The organism is Ralstonia sp. 110700041-2 (assembly GCF_056280165.1).
Genome location: NZ_JBSFAI010000005.1, coordinates 68,846 through 90,259 on the forward strand (window position 1 = coordinate 68,846; position 21,414 = coordinate 90,259).

Sequence of the window (21,414 nt, forward strand, 5' to 3'; positions counted from 1 at the left end):
GGTTCATGGCGTGGAAATGAAAAAACCCGCTGGGTGGCGGGCTGTTTGGATGCGGCCGCAATTGCGAACGCGCGGGGTCTCGTTACTTGGGCTGCGCCGGAATGACCAGGTTGGTCGCCTTGGCCGCCTTCTTGGCTTTGCTCTGCCCGGCTTTGGCCTTGCCACTGTCAGGCAGGCACACCCATGCGTTGACGATGCTCTCTGCCGGCGAACACCCCATGTGGGTCGCAAAGCAGATGGGCCACGCGGACTGGACGATGATCGCGCGCGTCTACGGCCGGTGGATGCCATCAGCGGATGCCGAGGCCGGTTCCAGGGCGGTGGAAAAGTTCGCCGGAAATGCTGGCAAATCGGACGCCAAACTGGCAAAAAGCGGCTGGATTTTCGCCAACCCGAAAAATTAAACCGTTGATTTTAAAGGGATTTTTGGTGCGAGGGAGGGGACTCGAACCCCTACACCATTGCTGGCGTCAGGACCTAAACCTGGTGCGTCTACCAATTTCGCCACCCTCGCCGGATGGATCGCGGCGCCCCTGAGCAGGGGCGCCGGAAAGGAAGCCCGCGATTATATCGCAGTCGTTCGGGGGTTTCCATCCCTACCCGATTTGACGTGGTGTAGGGGGTCGACTCCCCCTCCCTCGCACCGGCTGCCGGGGCGCAAACGTCAGACCGTCGGGGCGACCGCTTGCGCATCGGGCCGCTTAACGCGGAACCACGCCGCATACAGCGCCGGCAGGAACAGCAACGTCAAGACCGTGGCGATGATCAGGCCACCCATGATGGCGGCGGCCATCGGGCCCCAGAACACGCTGCGAGACAGCGGAATCATTGCCAGCACCGCCGCCGCCGCAGTCAGGATGATCGGCCGGAAACGACGCACGGCCGCCTCGACGATGGCATTCCACGTCGGCACGCCGGCCGCCACATCCTGCTCGATCTGGTCCACCAGAATGACCGAGTTGCGGATGATCATCCCGATCAGCGCAGTAATGCCAAGTTGCGCGACAAAGCCCATCGGGGCGCGCAGCAGCAGCAACGTGGCTGCCGCGCCAATCAACCCCAGCGGCCCGGTCAGGAACACCATCACCGAGCGCGAGAAGCTGTGCAGCTGCAGCATCAGCAGCGTGAAGATGATGAAAATGCACAGCGGCATCTGCGCAGCGATGGACGCACCCGCGTTGGCACTCTCCTCTTCCGCACCGGCAATCTTGATCTGATAGTCCGGCGGCAAGTCCGCGCGAATCTTGTCGAGCAACGGGTTGATCTGCGCGGTCACGGTCGGGCCCTGCACGCCGTCCACCACGTCGGATTGCACGGTGATGCCGTAGTCGCGGTTCTCACGCCAGATCACGCCGGGTTCCCACGCAAAACCAACTCGCGCCACCTGCGTCAGGGGCACCGTACGGCCACTGCTGGTCGGGACTTGCACGCGCTGCAGCGCGTCGAGCGTGTTGCGCTCGTCTTCCTGCGGACGCATCACGATGTCGAGCAGCTTGTCGCCGTCGCGGTATTGGGCGATGGGCGCGCCGGACATCACCGTCTGCGTCACCTGCGAGATGGAACCGGTCGACACACCCAGCGCACGCGCCTTGTCCTGGTCGATGTCCAGGCGCAGCACCTTGACGTTCTCGTTCCAGTTGTCGTTCACGCCGACGGTGTTCGGATTGGCGCTCATGATGGCCTTGACCTGATCGGCAATCTTGCGCACCCCGCCAATGTCCGGGCCCATCACGCGGAACTGCACCGGATACGGCACTGGCGGCCCGTTCGGCAGCAGTTTCACGCGGCCGCGCAACTGCGGGAATTGCGACTTGAGCAACCCGATGACGTGTTGCCGAACTCCCTCGCGCGCCTCCAGCGAAGTGGGCATCACGATGGCCTGCGCCACGTTGGTCTGCGGAAGGATCTGGTCCAGCGGCAGGTAGAAGCGCGGCGCGCCGGAGCCGATGAACAGCGTCACGCTGTCGACGTTCTGCTCCTTGCGCATCAGGGCTTCAAAGCGTTTGGCTTCGGTTTCGGTCTGGTTGAAGCTGGAGCCTTCGGGCAACCACAGCTCGACCATCAGCTCTGGGCGGCTGGAATCGGGGAAGAACTGCTTCTCGACATACTTGAAGCCGAACACGCCAAGCCCAAACGCCACCAGCGTGATGACGATCACCGTCTTGCGGTACTCCACGCACCAGTTCACCCAGCCGCGGAATCGGTTGTAGAACGGCGTGTCGAACAGCTCGTGGTGCACACCGCCATCCACATGTGATTGGGTCCGCAGCAGCAGGAAGCCCAGATACGGCACAAACACCACCGCTGCAAACCACGACAGCACCAGCGCCAATGCCGTCACCGCAAAGATGCCGAACGTGTATTCGCCCACCGTCGAACGCGCCAGCCCCACGGGCAGGAACCCCGTGGCAGTGATGAGCGTGCCGGTCAGCATCGGCATGGCGGTCGAGGTGTATGCGAAGGTGGCGGCCTCCATCTTGGAGAAGCCCTCTTCCAGCTTGCGCACCATCATTTCGACCGCGATGATCGCGTCGTCCACCAGCAGACCCAGCGCGATGATCAGCGCACCGAGCGAAATCTTGTGCAGGCCGATGTCGAAGATGTTCATGAACAGGAACGTCACCGCCAGCACCAGCGGGATCGTCAGGCCCACCACCAGCCCCGGCCACACATCAATGCGCAGCTTGGGCTTGGTGTGCAAGCCGAGCGAGAGAAAGCTCACGCCCAGCACAATCACCACCGCCTCGATCAGCACGTGCACGAACTCGCCCACCGAACTCTGCACCGATTTCGGCTGGTTCTGCACCTGCTGCATCTCGATGCCCATCGGCAGCTTGGCGCGGATCTTGTCAACCGTGGCACGCAAGTCCTTGCCGAGCTGGATGATGTCGCCGCCCTTGGTCATCGAGATGCCCAGGCCGATCACCTCCTTGCCGTTGAAGCGCATCTTGGCGTGCGGCGGGTCCACGTAGCCGTGCTTGACCGTGGCGATGTCGCCGAGGCGGATATTGGTCGTGCCGCCGGGGCCGCGCAGCGTCAGGTTCTCCAGATCGCGGATGTCCGAGAACTGGCCTGACAGGCGAATCTGCACGTTGTCGGTCGGCGTCACCAGCACGCCGCTGGGGCCGATGTTGTTCTGCTGGCCGATCTGCGTGGCGATGCTGTTGATGTCGAGCCCCATCTGCGACAGCTTCGCCTGCTGGAACTCGATGTAGATCTTTTCGTCCTGGTCGCCGAGCAATTCGACCTTGGCGACGTTGCGCACGCGCAGCAATTGCTGGCGGATCGCATCGGCGTAGTCGTTGAGCTGGCGGTAGGTGAAGCCATCGGCGGACAGCGCATAGATGGAGCCATACACGTCGCCGAAATCATCATTGAAGTACGGCCCGCGCACGCCTTGCGGCAACGTCGGCGCGATATCGCCCACCTTCTTGCGCACGGTGTACCAAAGCTGCTGCGTTTCCTTGGCGGGCGACGTGTCGGCCAGTTGGAAGGTGACGAGCGTTTCGCCGGGCTTGGAGTAGCTGCGGATCTTCCAGGCGTACGGCACTTCCTGCAGCGCCTTCTCGATCTTGTCGGTCACCTGGCGCGACATCTGCTCGGCCGTGGCGCCGGGCCAGAAGGCCTGCACGACCATCGCCCGGAAGGTGAAGGGCGGATCTTCATCCTGCCCCAGCTTGGAATACGCAAAGATGCCGCCGAGTAACAGCGCCACCAGCAAGAAGCGCGTGAGCGGTTGATGTTCAAGCGCCCAGCGTGACAGGTTGAAACGGGAATGTTCCATACGCGCGAAGGTTGGCGTGTTGGGGCGGGAGCCGGATGCGGCTTACCGGCGCGGCGTGATGGCGGACTGCGCCGACGGCTGATCGGCCGGCGCCATCGGCATCACCTTCTGGCCTGCCTTGAGCAAGTGCACGCCAGCGGTCACGATCGTCTGGCCGGGCTGCAGGCCGCTCGTCACCAGTAGCACGTTGTCGCGCGGCGCGCCCACCGTCACCGGCACGGGCTTCACCGTTTGCGATGCGGCGTCGTACAGCCAGACCACGTTTTTGCCTTGATCCTGGAGCAGCGCGCTCATCGGCACCCGCACGCCCATGCCGCCGCTATCGCCACCGCCGCCGGGCCGCACAAAGGTGGCCGCTGCGGTCATGCCAAGCTTGAGTTCCGGCGGTGGATTCGGTACCGAAATCTTGACGGTGTACGTGCGTGTGACCGGGTCGGCTGCCGGCGCAATCTCGCGCACCTTGGCCGGAATGCTGCGCGACTGATCGGCCCACAGCTTCACGCTCACCTCGGGCGATTTGCGCAGCGTGTCCACCTGATCCTCAGGAATGCCGACCACGACTTCCTTCTCTGCCGTTTGCGCCACGCGCACCACCGGTTGGCCTGCGGACACCACCTGTCCGACTTCGGCGTCGACGCCCGTCACCACGCCATCGGCGTCGGCTTCGAGCGTGGCATAGCCGGCTTGATTCACCTGGTTGCGATAGCCAGCTCCGGCCTGCTCGTAGCGGGCTTGTGCGGCGTCATAGTTGGCTTGATGGCGTTGCTGCTCCGCCGCGCTGATAAAGCCCTTGGCGAACAGTTCGGAGTAGCGCTTGAGATCGGCGGCGGCCAGATCGCGGTCGGTCTTGGCCGCCGATAACTGCGCCTGGGCCGATTGCTGGGCGAGGGCCAGATCCGTGGGGTCCAACCTCGCCAGCACCTGGCCTTTCTTGACCGTGGCACCGACGTCCACCAGCCGGGCAACGATCTTGCCGGGCACGCGGAAGCCCAGGCGAGATTCAATGCGTGGGCGGACGTCGCCGGAGAACTCCGCCGTGCCGGCACCCTGCTCGCTGCTCACCGTCATGGTGCGCACGGGGCGTACGTCGACCGCCTTGGGCGGCTCCTTGCTGCAGCCGGCCAGCAGCGCCGCGCCGATCAGCAAGGCCGCCGATGCCGCCATCGGCAATGAACGCCAGCGCGGCCGAGATCGCGTGTCGGAGAAACCGGTGAAGTCGGAATGCGGGTACGGCAAACGCAACGCTGGCATGACACGCTCTCAGTAAATAACTGACCGGTCAGTAATATACCCACGGCAATGCGCAGGGTCAACGACACGGCCGCGTCTGATTGACTTTTCTTGGCAGATGCCCAGGCAAGGCTTCACGGCATGCTGCACCGCAACGCGCTGTAGAATGGCCGCCCTGCTTCAAACCTCACCAGAACGGCCTCCCCGTGACCCCCGACGATTACTGCGCCGACAAAGCGGCACCGCCCGGCAGCGACGTGTACTACAGCGTATTGTTTCTGGCGCCCGAACGCCGCCGCGCGACCATCGCGCTGGAAGCCGTGCGCCGTGAGCTGGAAGACGCCGTACGCGACGCGAGCGATCCGGCGGTCGTGCAATCGAAGCTGCAGTGGTGGCGGCAGGAGCTTGCGCGGCTGTTCGAGGGCGGCCCTGAGCACCCCGCGGCGAAGGCATTGCAGCCGCATCTGGCCCGCTACGATATCGGCGCCGTGCATCTGGGCGAATTATTGGCCGGCGTCGAGGCTGACGCCATGCAAAACCGCTATCTGGATTGGCCCAACCTGCGCCGCCACGGCGATCAGGTGGCGGGCGTGGCAGGCCGGCTGACGGCTCGCATTGCCGGACAGACGCATGCGCGCACGCTGGAATTCGCGCGGCTGATGGCACTCGCCGAGCAGCTCGTTCATTTCGTCAGGAACCTGGGCGAAGACGTGCGCCATAACCGCGTCTACATCCCCGTGGACGAGCTGCAGCGGTTCAACGTACCCGCCGCCGATCTGTTCAATCGCCGGTATGCAGAGGGCTTTAAGCCGTTGATGGCATTTCAGGCCGAGCGTGCCCGCGCGACCTACAAGGAAGCACTTGCCGCGCTGCCGGCAGAAGATCGCCGCGCGCAGCGTTCAGCGCTGATTCGCGGCGTGCTGGCCATGCGCCTGCTCGACGAGGTGGAAGCCGACGGCTTCCAGGTGCTCACGCAGCGTACGGACCTGACGCCGCTGCGCAAGCTCTGGCTGGCCTGGAAGACGCAGATCCGCGGTTGATCAGGCTTTGATCAGATCCAGCGGCGCAAACCGCCCTGCCAGCACCGGCTGCGAATCCATCCCCCACCAGCGCTCCAGCACCGTGGCATAAAGCGAGCGGAAATCGACCGACGGGTCGAGATTGCCGCCGCCGTCCAGGCGTTCCAGCACCGGCCCCTGCCCGGCCAGCCCGCCCTTGACGCGGCCACCGGCCACGAAATGCGCGGCAGCCGTGCCGTGATCCGTACCGTTGTTCATGTTTTCGCGCGGGCGGCGGCCAAACTCCGAATACGTGACGATCAGCGTGTCGTTCCAGCGGCCCAACTCGGTCAACGCGCTCTTGAGCGAAGCGATGCCCTCGCCCAACTGCCGCAGCAGGTTCGCCTGCGTGCCTTGCTGATTGGTATGCGTATCAAAGCTACCGAGCGACAGGCACACCACGGCGACGTCTGCGCCGCCATGGCCCGGTGCTGCCACCACCTGCATCGCCGCCTTGATCGAGTTACCGAACCCGCCGTCCGGAAAATGCGTCTGGAACGCGAACTTGCCGGACTTCGGACGCAGTCCGTCGGCCGCCTTGACGATATCAGCCTCGACCTTCAGCACGTGCGCGAGTGTGGCGTTGCCCATCGCGTGCGAAGGCATCGCCAGCTTGGCTTCGTTGAGGAACGCATCGGGATTGGCGAGCGCTACGGCACGTGCGCCGCCGTCGAGCGGGCCAAGATCGGCGCTGCCAATGATTACGCCATCTGCACCGAACGATGGCGGCACCGGCTGTGCGGCAAACGCACGCGTCAACCAGCCTTCGCGCAGGTATTGGTCGGAGCGCGACGCCGTGTCCCAGATCTCGATCGAGCGGAAGTGCGAAAGATTCGGCTGCGGATATGACAGCCCCTGCACCACCGACAATTCCCCCGCCTGCCACAGCGGCATCATCGCCTGCAAAGACGGATGCAGACCGTAGCGGTCATCCAGTTGCAGCACCTGCTCCCGCTTGATGGCGATGCGCGGGCGCAGCGCATAGTACTGTGCGCTCGTGTAGGGCACCACGGTGTTCAGCCCGTCATTGCCGCCCTTGAGTTCGATGAGGATGAGCAGGTTGCCGTAGCCCTTGCGCTTGTCTTGCCCTTGCGCAAAGACAATCCCCGGGACCGCGCCACCCATGCCGAGCATGGCGCCGGCCTTCAGAAAATTGCGACGTTCCATGATGTGTGCTCCTGCGGCGGTGGCGTTACTTCAACTGGTAAGCCGGGTCCATCATCAGCGTGCGCAGGTACGCCGTACCGGCCAGCTTGACGGGAATCGGCGCAGTCGGCTCGATGGGCAACACGGCACGCTGGATCGAAATGCGCGGCGCCAGTTGCGGCGGATCATCGCCATCCGCTCCGAACTGCGCCAGCCACTTGGCCGAGTTGAACGACACCATCGTCTGCGACTGCGCAAGCTTGAAGCGCCCCTCCTGCCCCATGCCCTTGAGCGCCTGGCCCAGGCCCTGCACGGTGCCACCCTGCTTCAGATCTTCGCGCATGGCAGCCATCATCACGCCGGCCTTTTGTTGCTGGGCCTGCTGTTGCGCTGACGGTGCCTTCATCTCCGTCGAGCGGAAGAGTTGATCGAGAAACTGCTTGCGCCCCAGCAGCGTGGTTGAGTTGATCCACGCATCGCCGCCGGGCCAGCCCTTCACGTTGGGCGGGGCCAGCAGGTTCTGCCCCAGCTGCGCAGACTTGATCGCAAATGGCGTCGGGTCGGTGTACTGCACGTTGAACTGCTTGAGCGTGCCGACAATCATTTCCACCGGGGACTTCACGAGCGTCGCGTGCGATTGCGGCGCCCAGAACGCCGGCGTCAGGAACACCCCGCGCAACGCCACCTTGATGTCATAGCCACTTGCCCGGAACGCATCGGCCACGCGCAGCGCCTGGGCCGCGTCCACGTCAGGCGAAACAAACTCGCGCCAGAGCTTGGTGACGATGAAGTTTGCCGTCTCTGGGCGAGACAGCAGGATGTCGAGCATCTGGTCGCCGTCGTAATCGCCGCTCTGGCCGAATACCGTCTTCACGCCCGTGTCGTGAATCTGCGGCCGCCAGACGTAGGCGAAATCGTGCTCGCGATCGATGCTCCAGCCCGTGTAGGTGCGCGCAGCTTCCTTGATGTCCTGCTCGGTGTAATGCCCCTCGCCGAGCGTGAACAGCTCCATCACCTCGCGTGCGAAATTCTCATTCGGCTTGCCCTTGCGGCTCTCGGCGCCATCCAGATAGATCAGCATCGCCGGGTCTTTGCCGATGGCGTGCAGCATCGTGCCGAAGTTGCCCACCGCGTTCTGGCGCAGCAGCACGTTCTGCCGATACATCAATTGCGCGAACGGCACCTTCTGCGAACTGGAAACGAAATGGTTGTGCCAGAACAGCGTCATGCGCTCTGTCAGCGGCGACGGCGTCTTGATCATCTCGCCCATCCACCAGGCACGCAATTCCAGCTCGTGCGCGGCATTCTTCTGGCGCGCCGCCTTGCGGGCGTCTTCGTCGGGTAGCTTGTTGTAGGGGACGATCGGCTCGTTCACCCACGCTGGGGGCGCTTGCGTGGCAACGGTGCCCGTCTGGGCAAGGACGCGGTCGACGGCTTCGCGGTGTGTGAGTCCGGCGTAGGCGTCGAGTTCGCTCTCGGAAGGCGCAAAGCCGATGCGGGTGAGGAAATAGCGTGCATCGTCGCGGTCCAGGCGCTGCTCGTCGGCGGCTGGCGCCTTGGCTTGCGCGGTGTGGCGATGCGGCTTGTCCTGCGTTGCCGCATGCGCGGTCTGCAGTGAAAGCGCGCCGGCGGCTGCCAGCGCCAAGAAGATCGTGGTGCTACGGATTCGCATGTCGGCCCCCCGAAACGACCCTACTGCTTTGCCGGGGCAGCGACTCGTGCGCCGTTCCTCGGCCCCCTACCTAGCCGCCACGGTGGTAGATATCCCGCGTGACGTCATAGATGTTCTGACGCAATTGCTTGCGTTCCTCGGGAGACAGCTTGCGTTGCGCAGACCCACGATCGGCATTCTCTCCACGGCGGTTCTCCATCGCTGCGGCGCGGCGGCTGCGTTCCTCGCCACCTCGGCCGTGCGCCGAACCCTGCCCGCCCTTTTTCTCCTGCGCGCCGGTCTGCATTGCATGTCCGCCGCCGAAAAAACCGCCGAATCCGCCAAAGCCACCGCGTTCACTGCGCGCGTGCGCCTGCGAGCCGGCCGCACAGAGGGCAAGAACACAGGTCAACAGCGCCGCGCGCCGCCGAAACATCACCGAGCGATTCGAAAAAGGAAGTTGAGAAGCCACGTCTTTGTTGCTGGAAACCGATGCGCCATGCATCATTGCGCGACAATCGATAACAGGCAACCGCATTGCACGCCAGTCCCCTCCGCAGGGGGAAACAGACCCCAAACCGTTGCGAGGAACTGCCAAGGCAGTGTAGCTGCGCGTCCTACAGACTGTTCGCGCGACTCGGTAAATAATGTAACCGTCTGTTTCAATTGGGCTTTTACTGCCTCCTGTTGTCGATTGGGCCCATGTTTTTGTCGTTACCATAAGCGCCATGGAAAATTCCGGTCAAAAGATTCTCGTCGTCGACGACGACCCCCGCCTGCGCGACCTGCTGCGCCGCTACCTGGGGGAACAGGGCTTCACCGTGCTGGTGGCGGAAAACGCCACGGCCATGAACAAACTCTGGCTGCGCGAGCGCTTCGACCTGCTGGTGCTCGACCTGATGATGCCCGGTGAAGACGGCCTGTCGATCTGCCGTCGCCTGCGCGGCGCGAACGATCAGACGCCGATCATCATGCTCACCGCCAAGGGCGAAGACGTCGACCGCATTGTCGGCCTTGAAATGGGCGCGGACGATTACCTCCCCAAACCGTTCAACCCCCGCGAACTGATTGCGCGCATCCACGCCGTGCTGCGCCGCCGCGGCCCCGCCGAAATCCCGGGTGCGCCGTCCGAGACGCCGGAAACGTTCGCTTTTGGCGATTTCGTTCTCAACCTGGCCACGCGCACGCTCAAGAAAAACGACGAAGAGATCACGCTCACGACGGGTGAATTCTCGGTGCTCAAGGTGTTTGCACGCCATCCGCGCCAACCCCTATCGCGCGAAAAGCTCATGGAAATGGCGCGCGGCCGCGAATACGAAGTGTTCGATCGCAGCCTTGATGTGCAGATTTCGCGTCTGCGCAAGCTGATTGAACCTGACGCCAGCAACCCGCGCTTCATTCAGACCGTGTGGGGCCTGGGCTACGTGTTCATTCCCGACGGCGCCAAGTAAGCACCCGAGCAACCTTTCTCTTCCGCATCCGACTTGCGCATCCCGCGTCCGGCCGCGTTGCGGCATCTGCTGATCAGTGTGTTTGGTTCGCTGTTCTGGCGAACCTTCATGCTGATCGCATTGCTCATCGCGATTTCTCTGGGCGTGTGGTTCCAGAGCTTCCGTATTTTCGAGCGTGAACCGCGCGCGCAGCAGATCGCCATGCAGGTGGTCAGCGTGGTCAAGCTCACGCGGGCGGCGCTGCTGTATTCGGATCCGTCGAGACGCCGCTTCCTGCTGCTCGATCTCGTGCAGAACGAGGGCATCAAGGTCTACCCGCGCGAGAAGGAAGACGAATACCGGGAGCCGCACACCAACCCTTACCTGACGCAGCTTGTCCAGCAGGAGATCCGCAACCGGCTCGGGGCCGACGCGGTGATCGCCACGGCCGTCAACGACATCCCGGGCGTGTGGGTGAGCTTCCAGATCGAGGGCGACGACTACTGGGTCGCCATCAGCCCGGACCGTTTCGAGCACGTGCCGGGGTTGCAATGGCTGTGGTGGTCGATGGCGGCGTTGGTGCTGTCGGTGCTGGGCGCGGCGTTCATTACGTCACGCGTGAACCAGCCGCTCAAGCGCCTGGCCGATACAGCGCGCGCCATCAGCGCCGGGGAGGACCCGAAGGCATTGCCCGAAGGCGGCGGCACCGAAGTGGCGCAGGCGAATCACAGCTTCAACCAGATGGTGCGCGACCTCAAGCAGCTCGAGGCCGATCGCGCCGTCATGCTGGCCGGCATCTCGCACGACCTGCGCACGCCCCTTACGCGCCTGCGCCTGGAAACCGAGATGAGCCCCGTAGACGAGCAGACACGCGAACTGATGGTGGCCGACATCGAACAGATGGACGCGATCATCGGCCAGTTCCTGGACTACGCGCGCCCCAGCGGGGAGATGCTCGAGGACGTGGACCTGACCGAACTCGTGCGCGACACGGCGCCCGTCTACTCTGCGCATGACGATATCGACCTGACACTCAAGCTCGCGCCCGAGGCCATCGCCCGCTGCAACCGCATGGAAACGCAGCGCATTCTCGACAACCTGATCGAAAACGCACGCCGCTACGGCAAGACCCCCGGCACGAACCGCGCAGAGATCACCGTCAGCACGTTCCTGCAAGGCAACGAGGTTGTATTGTGCGTGGCCGATCGCGGTACAGGTGTGCCGGCCAACCAGCTTGCATTGCTCACCCGGCCGTTCTACCGCCTTGAATCGGCACGCAGCGAAGCCAAGGGCGCCGGGCTGGGCATGTCGATCGTCAATCGCATCCTGCAGCGCAGCGGCGGCCGCCTCGTGCTTGAGAACCGCACACCGCCCGAAACGGGACTGCTCGTCAGCGCCTGCTACGCGCGCGCCTGATCCGGCACACTGCGCCGCCTCTCCCGGGCATATCCCCTGCTTCCCACGACTGTCATGCGTCGCCGATAAGGTGCGGCGGCGGGCAGCGCTATGGCTGGCGTTGAGAATATCAATTGGCCGGTTTTGAATTCATCGCCAATACTCCAGCCGCGAGGCTGTGCGCCTGCGCGTTCTTCGTCTCCGTCCGAACATCCTCCAGTCGGACCGGACGGCCGGTGAGCGTGTGTCTGCAAGTCCCCGTTTGGGTTTCGTACCCATTGCCACACAACTCCAGGAGAAGCTCATGAAGACCATTGGCGACAAGCTCGAACCGTTCAAGGTCGTCGGCGTCAAGCCCGGGTTCAACAATCACGAAGAGAACGGCGAGTCGGCGTTCGAGGACATCACCGAGACCTCGTTCCCGGGCAAATGGAAGGTCATCTTTTTCTATCCGAAGGACTTCACGTTCGTCTGCCCGACCGAGATCGTTGCCTTCGCCAAACTGAACGATGACTTTGCCGACCGCGACACCATCGTGCTCGGCGGCTCGACCGACAATGAATTCGTCAAGCTCGCATGGCGCCGCGAGCACAAAGACCTGAACAAGCTCAACCAATGGTCGTTTGCCGACTCGACGGGTGCCCTGGTCGACCAGCTTGGCGTACGCGAGCATGAGGCCGGCGTTGCGTTGCGCGCCACCTTCATCGTCGACCCGGACAACGTCATCCAGCACGTGTCGGTCAACAACCTGAACGTGGGTCGCAACCCGGACGAAGTGCTGCGCATTCTCGACGGCCTGCAGACGGACGAGTTGTGCCCGTGCAACCGCGCAGTCGGCGGTGCGACGCTGTAACGGCCACGCGGCGCCCTCCGAAGCCGAAGCCCGCCCCTGCGCGGGCTTTCTTTTTCAGCCGCCGCTGACAGGAGACATCGATGGAATTTCTGCAGACGATCAAGGGTCGGATTCCCGACTACGCCAAGGACATCCGCCTGAACCTGGATGGCACGATCGCGCGCTCCTCGCTGGAGGGCAATGACGCGGTGGGCGTCGCGCTGGCGGCCGCTTTTGCCACGAAGAGCAAGGTGCTGACCGACGCCATCCGCAATGCCGGTGTGCTGTCGCCCGAGGAGGTGAACGGCGCGCTGACCGCGGCTGCCCTGATGGGCATGAACAACGTCTGGTATCCGTACGTCGAGATGGCCGACGATTCCGACCTGGCGCAGCAGAAAGCGGAGTTGCGCATGAACGCCTACGCCAACAATGGCGGCGTCGACAAGCGCCGGTTTGAGATGTACGCCCTGGCCGCGTCCATCATCGGCAAATGCCATTTCTGCATCAAATCGCACTACGACTTGCTGAAGAATCACCAGGGCATGAGCGCGCAGCAATTGCGCGACGTTGGTCGCATCGCGGCCGTCATCAACGCGGCAGCGCAAGTCATCGCGGCCGAATAGCCGCACCAGTTCAGCAAACGAAAACGGCAGCCCGGATCGCCCCGGTGCTGCCGCTTGCCTCCGCGTGATGGCGACGCGGACTTAGTCCTGCTCGGCGGCTTCTGCGCGATAGATCAACACCACCGCCTGCGCGACGATGCCTTCCTCCTTGCCTTCGAAGCCGAGCTTCTCGTTCGTTTTGGCCTTGACGTTGCACCGCTCGGGCGCAATGCCGAGGTCTTCCGCTAAGTTGGCAACCATGCCAGGCACATGTGGTGCGAGTTTGGGCTTCTGCGCGATGACGGTGGCGTCGACATTGCCGACCGCATAACCGGCCTTGTGCACGCGGCGCACGGCTTCGCGCAGCAGCGCGCGGCTGTCGGCGCCGGCAAAGGCCGGGTCGGTGTCTGGAAAGTGCCGACCGATGTCGCCCAGGCCGGCGGCGCCGAACAGCGCATCGGTAATCGCATGCAGCAGCGCATCGGCGTCGGAGTGGCCGAGCAGACCGCGTGTGTGCGGAATCTCCACGCCACCCAGGATCAGCTTGCGCCCCTCTACCAATGCATGCACGTCGTAGCCCTGGCCAATGCGGATGTCCATCCAGTTCATGCTTGCGATGCCTCGTTGGGTTGTGCGCGCTGCGCGAGGATGGCCTCGGCGAGTGCGAAATCGTCGGGATACGTCACCTTGAAGTTGCGCAGCGCCCCCGGCACAAGCAGCGGCGGGTGACCGGCGGCTTCAATGGCGCTGGCTTCGTCGGTGACGATGCGCTGTTGCAACAGCGCCTCCCGCAAGGCGCGCTCCAGCAGGCCAAGCGGAAACATCTGCGGCGTCTGCGCTTGCCACAGGCCATCGCGCGGCACGGTGGCGTTGATGTGCTGAGCCGCATCGGCACGTTTGAGCGTATCTGCCACGGGTAGCGCAAGGATGCCTCCCGCAGCTTGCGTGCCTCCGGCCTCCACGGCCGCAACCAAACGCGCGACCAGTGCGGGCGTCAGGCCCGGACGCGCCGCATCATGCACGAGCACCCAGTCGTCATCGTGCGCACCGAGACCACGCAACGCCGCCAGCCCATGCGTGACGGATGCGTGGCGCGAATCGCCACCACAATCGACCTCCACCAGCTTGGGCGCGTCGAAACCGCCCTCGGGAAAGCGCTGCACGAGCGGCTGTGCGCCGGGCGTTGTCACGACCAGCACGGTGTCGATTTCGGGGCTGGCCAGGAATGCCTGCGCCGTGTGCCACAACATCGGCCGCCCGGCAATCACCTGATATTGCTTGGGCAGATCGCCGCCGGCGCGGGAGCCGGTGCCGGCCGAGGGAATCAGCGCAAAACGGCGTCGGCCAGGGTGTGAAATCGACATGAGAGGCGGGAAAGTGAACGTGGGCGCAGCATTTGCGTGGTTTTGGCCCGCCCAAGCGCGCGGCTGGCGCGGATTTTATAATAGCGCTCTGCGTCGCGACACCCCGCCTGCACATGCCGGCGGGGTGTCGTGCTTTGTCTTGCAGTCGTGCCCCACACAACCTCACGCCTCATGTCCGATTTTTCGCTCTCCGCCCTGCCCGCCGTCAAACCGGGCGCGCGCTTCGTCTTCAGCGGCCTGCAGGGCGCGGCAGATGCCCTGCTGCTGGCACGCTACCTGGAGCAGCATCGCGCCGCGGCGCCGATGCTGGCGGTGGTCTGCGCCAATGCCGTCGATGCCCAGCGCCTGGCGGAGGAGCTACGCTGGTTTGCCCCGCAGGCGCGCGTGAAGCTGCTGCCGGACTGGGAAACGCTGCCGTACGACAATTTCTCGCCGCACCAGGATTTGATCTCCGAGCGGCTGGCGACGCTGCATGACCTGCAGAACGGTGCGTGCGACATCCTGCTCGTGCCTGCCTCCACGGCGCTGCAGCGCGTGGCGCCGCCATCATTCCTCGCCGCTTACACGTTCTTCTTCAAAAAGGGCGAAAAGCTGGACGAGGCGGCGCTGAAAGCGCAATTCACGCTGGCCGGCTACGAGCACGTCAGCGCCGTGATGCGGCCAGGCGAATACTCCGTGCGGGGCGGCCTGATCGACTTGTTCCCGATGGGCTCTCCGCTGCCGTATCGGCTGGACCTGTTTGGCGACGAAATCGAGACGATCCGCTCGTTCGACCCAGACACGCAGCGCAGCCTCTACCCGGTGAACGAAGTCCGCCTGCTGCCGGGCCGCGAATTTCCGATGGACGAGGCCTCGCGCACTGCCTTCCGCGGACGCTGGCGCGAGGTGTTCGAGGGGGACCCGACGCGCTCGCCCATCTATAAGGACATCGGCAACGGCGTGCCGAGCGCCGGCATCGAGTACTACCTGCCGCTGTTCTTCGACGAGACCGCGACGCTGTTCGACTACCTGCCGGGCACCACGCATCTTGCCTTCGTGGGCGACATCGAAGGCGCGGTGCGCCGCTTCTGGGCCGACACCACGCAGCGCTACAACTTCATGCGCCACGACCGCGAGCGCCCGCTGCTACAGCCGTCGGCGCTGTATCTGGATGAAGAGGCGTTCTTCGTCGCCGCCAAGCCGCACGCACGTCTGGTGTTGCGCGCCGAGCCCGGCGATGCACCGCTTTCGCTGCCGTTGCCGAACGTTGCCGTCAACCGCCGCGCGGAAGACCCGCTGGTCAATCTCGAATCGTTCCTGATGCGCAGCAACTGCCGCGTGATGATCTGCGCCGAATCCGCAGGCCGCCGCGAAACGCTTGCGCAAATGCTTGCCGCCAGCGGCCTGCACCCCGAAGGCGTCGCGGACTTTGCCGACCTGATGAGCGGCGATGCCAAGTTCGTGCTGGGCGTGGCACCTCTGTACCAGGGCTTCATCCTCGGCGACGAACGCATCGCGCTCATCACCGAGACCGAGCTGTATGCGCAGACCGTGCGCCGCGCAGGTCGCCGCAAGCAGGAACAGGCCACCGCCGTCGATTCAATGGTGCGCGATCTGGCCGAGCTGAAGATCGGCGACCCGGTGGTGCACAGCGAGCACGGCATCGGGCGCTACCAGGGGCTGGTGTCCATCGACATGGGTAACGGCGAGGAAGAATTCCTGCACCTCGACTACGACAAGGGCAGCAAGCTCTACGTGCCGGTGCATCAGTTGCACGTGATCTCGCGCTACTCGGGCGCCGATCCGGAAACCGCGCCGCTGCATTCGCTCGGCTCCGGCCAATGGGAAAAGGCCAAGCGCAAGGCGGCGCAGCAGATTCGCGATACGGCGGCTGAACTGCTGAACCTGTACGCGCGGCGCGCATTGCGCCAGGGCTTTGCATTCCCGCTCACGCCCGAGGACTACGCGACGTTCGCCGAGAGCTTCGGCTTTGAGGAAACTCCCGATCAGGCCGCCGCCATCGCGGCGGTGATCGCCGACATGACGTCGGGCAAGCCGATGGACCGGCTCGTCTGCGGCGACGTCGGCTTCGGCAAGACGGAAGTCGCGCTGCGTGCCGCGTTTGTGGCGGTCATGGGTGGCAAGCAGGTGGCCATCCTGGCCCCGACCACGCTGCTGGCCGAACAGCATTACCAGACGCTGGTCGACCGCTTTGCCGACTGGCCGGTGCGCATTGCCGAGATTTCGCGCTTCAAGAACAAAAAAGAAATCGACGGTGCGATCGCAGCCATCAACGCCGGCACGATCGACATCGTGATCGGCACACACAAGCTGCTCTCGCCGGACGTGAAGTTTGACCGCCTGGGGCTCGTCATCATCGACGAGGAACATCGCTTTGGCGTGCGCCAGAAGGAAGCGCTCAAAACGCTGCGCGCCGAGGTGGATGTTCTTACGCTCACCGCCACGCCGATCCCCCGCACGCTGGGCATGGCGCTGGAAGGCCTGCGCGATTTCTCCGTGATCGCCACCGCGCCGCAAAAGCGGCTGGCCATCAAGACGTTCCTGCGCCGCGAGGAAGATGGCGTGCTGCGTGAGGCCATCCTGCGCGAGCTGAAACGTGGCGGCCAGGTCTATTTCCTGCACAACGAGGTCGAGACCATCGAGAACAAGCGCGCCAAGCTCGAAGAGCTGATTCCGGAAGCGCGCGTGGTCGTCGCCCATGGCCAGATGCACGAACGCGAACTGGAACGCGTGATGCGTGATTTCGTGGCCCAGCGCGCCAACATCCTGCTGTGTACGACGATCATCGAAACCGGCATCGACGTGCCGACCGCAAACACGATCCTCATCCACCGTGCCGACAAGTTCGGCCTGGCGCAACTGCATCAATTGCGCGGTCGCGTCGGGCGCTCGCACCACCAGGCATATGCGTATCTGCTGGTGCATGACGTAGACGGCCTGACCAAGCAGGCACAGCGCCGGCTTGAAGCCATTCAGCAAATGGAAGAACTCGGTGCGGGCTTCTATCTCGCAATGCACGATCTCGAAATTCGTGGCGCCGGCGAGGTACTGGGCGACAAGCAATCGGGCGAGATTTCCGAGATCGGCTTCCAGCTCTACACCGACATGCTCAACCAGGCAGTGAAGTCACTGAAGGCCGGCAAGGAACCCGATCTGATGGCGCCGCTTGCGGCCACGACCGAGATCAACCTCGGCACGCCGGCCTTGCTGCCGCAGGACTATTGCGGCGATGTGCAGGAGCGCCTGTCGCTGTACAAACGCCTGGCCAACTGCGAAAGCAGCGAGACGATCGACAATATCCAGGAGGAGCTGATCGACCGTTTCGGCAAGCTGCCGCCGCAGGCGCAATCGCTCATCGAAACGCACCGACTGCGCATTGCCGCCGCGCCGCTGGGCATCCGCAAGATCGACACCGGCGCGAACGCCGTCACGCTGCAGTTCATCCCGAACCCGCCCGTTGACGCCATCAAGATCATCGATCTCGTGCAGAAGAACCGGCAGATCAAGCTGGCGGGGCAAGATCGGCTGCGTATCGAGAACATTCCGGTCGAATTCGCCGCGCTGGCGCAGACCATTCGCCACGCCATGCGGCAATTGACGTGATCCAGTAGGATCAGCCCGTCAGAACAAGGAAACCATCATGAGCACCGCCCTCACCCCGTTCTCCACCCTCGACTGGACAACCAAGCTCGTCAGCTTCGACACCACGAGCCGCGGCTCCAACCTGGCGCTGATCGAGACCGTGTGCGACTACCTGCGCGGCGTCGGCCTCGAGTCGCATCTGTCGCATAACGACGATGGCAACAAGGCCAACCTGTTCGCCACCATTCCGGCAGCGGACGGCAGCGTGCAAGGCGGCATCGTACTGTCGGGCCATACCGATGTCGTGCCGGTGGATGGCCAGAAATGGGACAGCAACCCGTTTGCGCCGGAAGTGCGCGACGGCAAGCTCTACGGACGCGGCACGTGCGACATGAAGGGCTTCATCGCGTCCTCGCTGGCGCTGGTGCCGTCGCTGCTCCAGGCCAGACTGCGCGAGCCTGTGCACTTTGCGCTGTCATACGACGAGGAAGTCGGCTGCGTGGGCGCGCCGCGCATGATTGAAGACCTGATCGCCCGCGGCATCAAGCCTGCCGGCTGCATCGTCGGCGAACCCACCTCCATGCGCCCCATCGTCGCCCACAAAGGCATCAACGCGTACCGCTGCCGTGTGCACGGCCGCGCCGCGCATTCGTCGCTCACGCCGCAGGGCGTGAACGCCATCGAATACGCCGCGCGCATCATCTGCTTCGTGCGTGACCTGGCCGATGAATTCCGCGCCAAGGGCCCATTCGACGACGCGTTTGATGTGCCCTTCACCACGGCGTCGACCGGTCTCATCAACGGCGGTATCGCACTCAACACGATCCCGGCGTTGTGCGAGCTGGTGTTTGAATTCCGCAACCTGCCGGGCGTGGATGCGCCGGCCATCCGCGCACGCGTCGAGCGCTACGTGCGCGAGACCATCGAGCCCGCCATGCAGCGGGAGCATCCTGACGCCCACATCGAACTCGACGAGATTGCCGCCGCGCCGTCGCTGGACGCCTCCGAGCAAGCCGCCATCACGCAGCTTGTGCGTGTGCTGACCGAAGACAACGACAAGCGCAAGGTCGCCTACGGCACGGAAGCCGGCCTCTTCCAGCGTGCCGGCATTCCAGCCGTGCTGTGCGGTCCGGGCAACATCGAACAGGCGCACAAGGCCAACGAATACGTCGAACTGGCCCAGCTCGACGCCTGCGACCGCTTCCTCGCCAAGGTGGCGCGCAGCCTGATGGTCGAGACCGCGTCCGCCTAACGCTTACACAGCAACGCCTCACCTTTTGGTGGGGCGCATGCCGCCCGGGGCGTTCGCTACAATAGCGGGCTTCCCCGGCGCCGAACCGCCCGCTCCCCGCTCCTTTCACCCCATGCCCGTCATTCTGCAAAGCCCGTCGCCGCTGTCCACCGGTGACATTGAATCCGTCCGAAGCCTGTTCGGCAGCGCCACCTATGAGATGCGCGCGCCCAACGTCGCGGCCATCGAATGGGTGCACGAACTGCCCAGCGAATTACGCGTCCAGCTTGATGCCATCTGCGCCAACCTGAAGATGGACTACGCGTGGATTCCCGACGAATGGACGTTCGGCGATTTCCGCGTGCTGGCGATGGACATGGATTCCACGCTCATCACCATCGAGTGCATCGACGAAATTGCGGATTTCTGCGGACTCAAGCCGCAAGTGGCGGCCATCACCGAAGCGTCGATGCGGGGCGAGATCAAGGATTTCAACGAGAGCCTGACGCGCCGCGTCGAACTGCTCAAGGGCCTGGATGCAAGCGTGCTGGAGCGCGTCTACGCCGAGCGCCTGCAGCTCTCCCTGGGCGCCGAAAAGATGCTCAAGGCCGTGCAGGCGCTGGGCATTCGCACGCTACTGGTGTCGGGCGGCTTCGAATTTTTTACCTCACGCCTGCAGGAGCGCCTGGGCCTCGACCGTACGCGCGCCAACACGCTGGAGATCGTCGATGGCAAGCTGACCGGCCGCGTGCTCGGCGAGATCGTCAATGCGGATGTGAAGGCGCAGACGCTCAAGGCGTTCTGCCAGGATCTGGGCGTGTCGCCGCACAACGCCATTGCCATGGGCGACGGCTCGAACGATCTGAAGATGATGGGCGTGGCGGGCCTGTCGGTCGCGTTCCGCGCCAAGCCCATCGTGCAGGCACAGGCCGACGTGGCGTTCAACGTTGTCGGCCTGGATGGCTTGTTGAATCTGTTTCCGCAGCAATAAGCCGCGATGGCGACCCGCCCGCCTGCCCGCAGAAAACTCGCACCGGTGGTGCGAGAAACGGTAGATGCGCAGGATTACGCCGCCTTGCTCACCGAGATCAGGGCGCGCATCCAGGCTGCGCAATATGCGGCCCTACGGGCGGTCAACAAAGAGCTGGTGGGACTGTATTGGGACATCGGCCAACTGATCGTGGCGCGGCAGCAAACCGAGGGTTGGGGCAAAGCGGTCGTGCAGCAACTCGCCACAGACCTGCAGGCGAGCTTTCCTGGCACGGGCGGTTTTTCGGCATCCAACCTCTGGCGGATGAAGGGTTTCTTTGAGACCTACCGCGACGCAACAAAACTCGCACCACTGGTGCGAGAAATCGGGTGGAGCCATAACCTGCTCATTCTTGAGCGTTGCAAAGACGCTCAAGAGCGCGAGTTCTACCTGCGCATGACGCGCAAATTCGGTTGGTCGAAAAGCGTTCTGGCACACCAGATCGACAACCAGAGCTACGAAAAGTCACTCCTGGGCCAGACCAATTTCGACAAGGCGCTGACGCCGGCCCTGCGCGCGCAAGCCAAGCTGGCGGTCAGAGACGAATACGCCTTCGATTTTCTCGAACTCGGCAACCAGCACAGCGAACGCGAGTTGGAGCGCGCGCTGATCACCCGCATCGAAGATTTTCTGCGCGCAATGGGCGGCATGTTTGCCTTCCTGGGTAGCCAATACCGGCTTGAAGTGGATGGCGACGAGTATTTCATCGATCTGCTTCTATTCCACCGCCGCTTGCGCTCGCTGGTGGCCATCGAACTGAAAATCGGCAAATTCGAACCCGAGTTTGTCGGGAAGATGCAGTTCTACCTGGCCGCTCTGGACGAGCAGGTTCGCCAGAACGACGAGAACCCGTCCATCGGCATCATCCTGTGCAAAGAAAAGAAGCGCACCATCGTCGAATACGCACTTCGCGACGCAAGGAAGCCGATTGGCGTAGCGACTTACGCCATCACCAAGAGTCTGCCCAAGGAGTTACAGGGCCAGTTGCCTTCGCCTGAAACCATTGCGCGCCTGCTTGAAACGCTGTAGCCACGACGATTGAAAACGGGGCGCCACGATCAACTCGCACGCCCCGCCAT

Annotated in this window: 18 protein-coding genes and 1 tRNA gene; 10 read left to right on the forward strand and 9 right to left on the reverse strand. The window is 63.9% G+C overall.

Annotated features, from left to right (window positions below):
* Positions 1-82: 82 nt before the first annotated feature.
* Positions 83-220 carry a hypothetical protein gene (locus tag ACUXH0_RS08710; protein WP_004627049.1) on the reverse strand — a complete coding sequence of 46 codons (138 nt, stop codon included), beginning with the start codon at positions 218-220 and terminating at the stop codon, positions 83-85.
* On the opposite strand from ACUXH0_RS08710, the gene ACUXH0_RS08715 reads away from it, so the two are divergent.
* Positions 219-404: an integrase gene (locus tag ACUXH0_RS08715; RefSeq protein ID WP_257019871.1), complete on the forward strand. Its 186-nt coding sequence runs from the start codon at positions 219-221 to the stop codon at positions 402-404. The two genes, ACUXH0_RS08710 and ACUXH0_RS08715, sit on opposite strands and share 2 nt — an antisense overlap.
* 23 nt (positions 405-427) lie before the next feature.
* On the opposite strand, the gene ACUXH0_RS08720 is transcribed toward ACUXH0_RS08715, so the two are convergent.
* From ACUXH0_RS08720 to ACUXH0_RS08730, 3 genes are all read right to left on the reverse strand, one after another.
* Positions 428-514: transfer RNA gene (locus ACUXH0_RS08720), tRNA-Leu, on the reverse strand.
* Positions 515-664: 150 nt separating this feature from the next.
* On the reverse strand, positions 665-3,784 hold the full coding sequence (locus ACUXH0_RS08725; RefSeq protein ID WP_004627051.1) for an efflux RND transporter permease subunit: 3,120 nt from the start codon (positions 3,782-3,784) through the stop codon (positions 665-667).
* Between the two features lie 42 nt (positions 3,785-3,826).
* Positions 3,827-5,035, reverse strand: coding sequence for an efflux RND transporter periplasmic adaptor subunit (locus ACUXH0_RS08730; RefSeq protein WP_182593907.1), 1,209 nt, complete (start codon positions 5,033-5,035; stop codon positions 3,827-3,829).
* A 185-nt stretch (positions 5,036-5,220) separates the two neighbouring features.
* On the opposite strand from ACUXH0_RS08730, the gene hpnD reads away from it, so the two are divergent.
* Complete coding sequence (gene hpnD / locus ACUXH0_RS08735; protein ID WP_182593908.1) at positions 5,221-6,054, forward strand: presqualene diphosphate synthase HpnD; 834 nt, start codon at positions 5,221-5,223, stop codon at positions 6,052-6,054.
* Here the strand turns inward: hpnD and ACUXH0_RS08740 are convergent, their stop codons facing one another.
* The 3 genes from ACUXH0_RS08740 to ACUXH0_RS08750 all read right to left on the reverse strand — a co-directional run bounded on the left by ACUXH0_RS08740 (position 6,055) and on the right by ACUXH0_RS08750 (position 9,407).
* On the reverse strand, positions 6,055-7,239 hold the full coding sequence (locus ACUXH0_RS08740; RefSeq protein WP_004627057.1) for a DUF1501 domain-containing protein: 1,185 nt from the start codon (positions 7,237-7,239) through the stop codon (positions 6,055-6,057).
* A gap of 25 nt (positions 7,240-7,264) precedes the next feature.
* A complete protein-coding gene (locus ACUXH0_RS08745; RefSeq protein ID WP_182593909.1) occupies positions 7,265-8,890 on the reverse strand; it encodes a DUF1800 domain-containing protein in 1,626 nt (541 codons plus the stop codon).
* 70 nt (positions 8,891-8,960) lie between these two features.
* Positions 8,961-9,407, reverse strand: a complete 447-nt coding sequence (locus ACUXH0_RS08750) for a hypothetical protein (protein WP_012435871.1) — start codon at positions 9,405-9,407, stop codon at positions 8,961-8,963.
* A gap of 190 nt (positions 9,408-9,597) precedes the next feature.
* On the opposite strand from ACUXH0_RS08750, the gene ompR reads away from it, so the two are divergent.
* The 4 genes from ompR to ACUXH0_RS08770 all read left to right on the forward strand — a co-directional run bounded on the left by ompR (position 9,598) and on the right by ACUXH0_RS08770 (position 13,149).
* Positions 9,598-10,320: an osmolarity response regulator transcription factor OmpR gene (gene ompR, locus ACUXH0_RS08755; protein ID WP_004627064.1), complete on the forward strand. Its 723-nt coding sequence runs from the start codon at positions 9,598-9,600 to the stop codon at positions 10,318-10,320.
* Positions 10,321-10,353: 33 nt separating this feature from the next.
* Complete coding sequence (locus ACUXH0_RS08760) at positions 10,354-11,715, forward strand: ATP-binding protein (RefSeq protein WP_004627065.1); 1,362 nt, start codon at positions 10,354-10,356, stop codon at positions 11,713-11,715.
* Between the two features lie 283 nt (positions 11,716-11,998).
* Positions 11,999-12,547, forward strand: a complete 549-nt coding sequence (locus ACUXH0_RS08765; protein WP_004627068.1) for a peroxiredoxin — start codon at positions 11,999-12,001, stop codon at positions 12,545-12,547.
* Between the two features lie 80 nt (positions 12,548-12,627).
* Entirely contained in the window at positions 12,628-13,149 is a 522-nt protein-coding gene (locus ACUXH0_RS08770; protein WP_012435873.1) for a carboxymuconolactone decarboxylase family protein, read from the forward strand.
* Positions 13,150-13,230: 81 nt separating this feature from the next.
* On the opposite strand, the gene ispF is transcribed toward ACUXH0_RS08770, so the two are convergent.
* Positions 13,231-13,737 (reverse strand): 2-C-methyl-D-erythritol 2,4-cyclodiphosphate synthase, encoded by a 507-nt coding sequence (ispF, locus tag ACUXH0_RS08775; RefSeq protein WP_182593910.1) that lies wholly within the window; start codon positions 13,735-13,737, stop codon positions 13,231-13,233.
* Entirely contained in the window at positions 13,734-14,492 is a 759-nt protein-coding gene (ispD, locus tag ACUXH0_RS08780) for a 2-C-methyl-D-erythritol 4-phosphate cytidylyltransferase (protein WP_182593911.1), read from the reverse strand. Before ispD ends, ispF begins: the two co-directional genes overlap by 4 nt.
* 171 nt (positions 14,493-14,663) lie before the next feature.
* Between ispD and mfd the strand changes: the two genes are divergently transcribed.
* The 4 genes from mfd to ACUXH0_RS08800 all read left to right on the forward strand — a co-directional run bounded on the left by mfd (position 14,664) and on the right by ACUXH0_RS08800 (position 21,364).
* Positions 14,664-18,095 (forward strand): transcription-repair coupling factor, encoded by a 3,432-nt coding sequence (mfd, locus tag ACUXH0_RS08785; RefSeq protein WP_024972650.1) that lies wholly within the window; start codon positions 14,664-14,666, stop codon positions 18,093-18,095.
* Positions 18,096-18,132: 37 nt separating this feature from the next.
* Positions 18,133-19,326 carry an acetylornithine deacetylase gene (gene argE, locus ACUXH0_RS08790; protein WP_182593912.1) on the forward strand — a complete coding sequence of 398 codons (1,194 nt, stop codon included), beginning with the start codon at positions 18,133-18,135 and terminating at the stop codon, positions 19,324-19,326.
* Positions 19,327-19,438: 112 nt separating this feature from the next.
* Complete coding sequence (gene serB / locus ACUXH0_RS08795; RefSeq protein WP_024541694.1) at positions 19,439-20,296, forward strand: phosphoserine phosphatase SerB; 858 nt, start codon at positions 19,439-19,441, stop codon at positions 20,294-20,296.
* A gap of 6 nt (positions 20,297-20,302) precedes the next feature.
* A complete protein-coding gene (locus tag ACUXH0_RS08800) occupies positions 20,303-21,364 on the forward strand; it encodes a PDDEXK nuclease domain-containing protein (RefSeq protein WP_182593913.1) in 1,062 nt (353 codons plus the stop codon).
* Positions 21,365-21,414 lie beyond the last annotated feature (50 nt).